Source organism: Desulfovibrio sp. 1214_IL3152 (assembly GCF_036763055.1).
Taxonomy (GTDB): Bacteria; Desulfobacterota; Desulfovibrionia; order Desulfovibrionales; family Desulfovibrionaceae; genus Desulfovibrio.
Genome location: NZ_JBAIYW010000426.1, coordinates 1 through 2,164, shown reverse-complemented (window position 1 = coordinate 2,164; position 2,164 = coordinate 1). Strand labels below are relative to the sequence as shown.

The 2,164-nt window shown below is 60.1% G+C and carries 3 protein-coding genes; all 3 read left to right on the top strand.

Annotated features, from left to right (window positions below; genetic code table 11):
- Positions 1-223, top strand: a 223-nt coding sequence (locus V6C07_RS09025; RefSeq protein WP_333536083.1) for a flagellar basal body rod C-terminal domain-containing protein, incomplete at its 5' end; no start/stop codon positions are given.
- A 139-nt stretch (positions 224-362) separates the two neighbouring features.
- Positions 363-1,352 carry an NlpC/P60 family protein gene (locus tag V6C07_RS09020; RefSeq protein ID WP_333536082.1) on the top strand — a complete coding sequence of 330 codons (990 nt, stop codon included), beginning with the start codon at positions 363-365 and terminating at the stop codon, positions 1,350-1,352.
- Between the two features lie 420 nt (positions 1,353-1,772).
- On the top strand, positions 1,773-2,164 hold a 392-nt coding region (locus tag V6C07_RS09015), incomplete at its 3' end, for a glutamate--tRNA ligase family protein (protein ID WP_333536081.1).

Here is a 2,164-nt window from a genome sequence, read left to right as displayed (position 1 = left end):
TCCGGCCGGTTCGCCCGGCACAGGCGGCACGGCCTTCAGCGCCGCCCAGGCCGTTTACGACGTAACTGCGGGCCTGCCGCTTGAGGCCACAAGCCCCAGCGGCACCAATCTGGCCCGCGAAATGGTTTCCATGATTTCAACCCAGCATGCCTATACAGCCAATGCCGCCACAGTGCGCACCGGCGATGCCATGCTGGGAACCCTGCTGGATATCAAAGCCTGAACCGCAGGCCCATACGCCCGGCCTCACGGCCGGAACAGACAACCGGGGCCGAAAGCCCGACAGGTTTATTCCGGGGTATGCCCCGTTTTCCGACTGACCTGCCGCCGCCTTTGGGCCGGCATAACATTGTGGAGCGCTGATGGGAAAATGTCTGAAACTGTGCGCGTTAATGCTGGGCTGCGTGTTGGCCTTCGGTTGCGCCGCCAAGAAAGGTTCACAGGAAGACAGTATCGACAGTCTGCGCGCCGAGCGGTTCCGACGCTCCTATGAAGCGGCTTTTGATTCCAACCAGCAAGAGGCCGGTCAGCAGCTCCTGCGCAAGGCCAGGTCAGCCATCGGCACCCCGTATGTGCGCGGCGGAACTACCCCGGACGGTTTTGACTGTTCGGGTTTTGTCTGCTGGACGTATAAAAGCGTCGGCGTGCAGCTGCCCCGCACTGCGCGCGAGCAGTCTGTCATCGGACAGCGCATCACCAAGGTGGAAGATATGCGCGCCGGAGATATCGTGGCCTTCCGTCACCCCCGGCGGGGTTACCACACAGGCATCTATGTGGGCGATGGAAAATTTATCCACAGCCCGCGCAAACGCACCAGGGTGCGCATCAATTCGCTGGACGACCCCTACTTTCGCAACACGTTTCTCAGCGCTCGCCGCGTCAAGGTCGAAGGCGGCGAAACCCTGACGGCTCAGGCCGAAAGCCGCCTCAACGACTTTACTGAAGAAAAGGTCGTGCGCGAACTGGCCCGCGACAAGAAAAAATCGGCAAAAAGCCGGAGCAGCGCCGCCGCGCGCGATAACAAACGTACAAATACGCGCGAGAAAAAGCGGGATACGACCATACAGGTCGCCAGCAACGACAAGAAGAATGCCTCCTCGGCCCGTGCCGCTGAAAGCCGGAACAGCAAAAACTCCAAACAGACCGCGCAAACCGCCAAAACCTCGACCAAAGCGCCTGCAAAAACGTCTGCCGGCGCGTCCGCAAAGACACAAAACAAATCACAGGACAAGGCCGGGGCAACAGCCAAAAAAACTGAAACCAAAAAAGCCGCGCCCGCCAAAACCTCGGCAGCCAAGGCTGACTCCGGGAACAAAAAGAATCAGGGCAAAGGCAAAAACAACAATTCCTGATCAGGCCGGAGCAAGCGGCAGCGGTTTGAAACAGCCAGGGCATATCGAATTCTCGCGGCATCCGTGGACAGCCTCATGGCACGACACAGATCTGCTGCCCGCCACTGGCGGGAAAAACAGAAAAACTGCGGTGTACAGACGCGCGACACATGCCTTTGGCTGGCTGGAGTTATTCACGGCTAAACACTTTGTCCGCGCTGCCAGGGTTTCTCCTGAAAATCGGTGCCACAAGGTGCCGGCAGGTTTTATCTGCCTTTACGCAAGCACTGCAAAGCAAAATTGCTCCAGGCATGGCTGCGGTTTGAGGCATCTACTGCTCCGGGGGCGGAGTACAGGCGGGCGTGAGGCCCGGTTCCGGCGCAACTGCCGTCCGGCGCCCTAAAAACTGCCCGGCACGACATGCATATTTCTGAACAGCTCATGCAGCATCCACCTTTCCCTTGCGGCAGGCTGGCCCCCAGTCCCACTGGATATATCCATCTGGGCAACGCCTGGGCTTTTCTGCTGGCCTGGCTTGCCGCCCGTTCACAGGGCGGCCAGATACTGCTGCGCATTGAAGACATTGACCCGCAGCGCTCACGGCCGGACTATGCCGCAGCTCTGCTGGAAGACCTTCGCTGGCTCGGCCTTGACTGGGATCATGGCCCCGATACGGGCGGTCCCTGCGGTCCCTACGTGCAAAGTCAGCGCGGCAAGATATATGACACGGCCCTGACGCGGCTTGAACAATCCGGCTTGACCTATCCCTGCTTTTGCACCCGCAAGGAATTGCGTCAGCTTGCCGCCGCGCCGCATGTGGACGACGCGGGCGC

Excerpts from the sequence above, each read along its gene's own strand:
- V6C07_RS09020 (WP_333536082.1), top strand. The coding sequence starts at position 363 with ATGGGAAAATGTCTGAAACTGTGCGCGTTAATGCTGGGCTGCGTGTTG.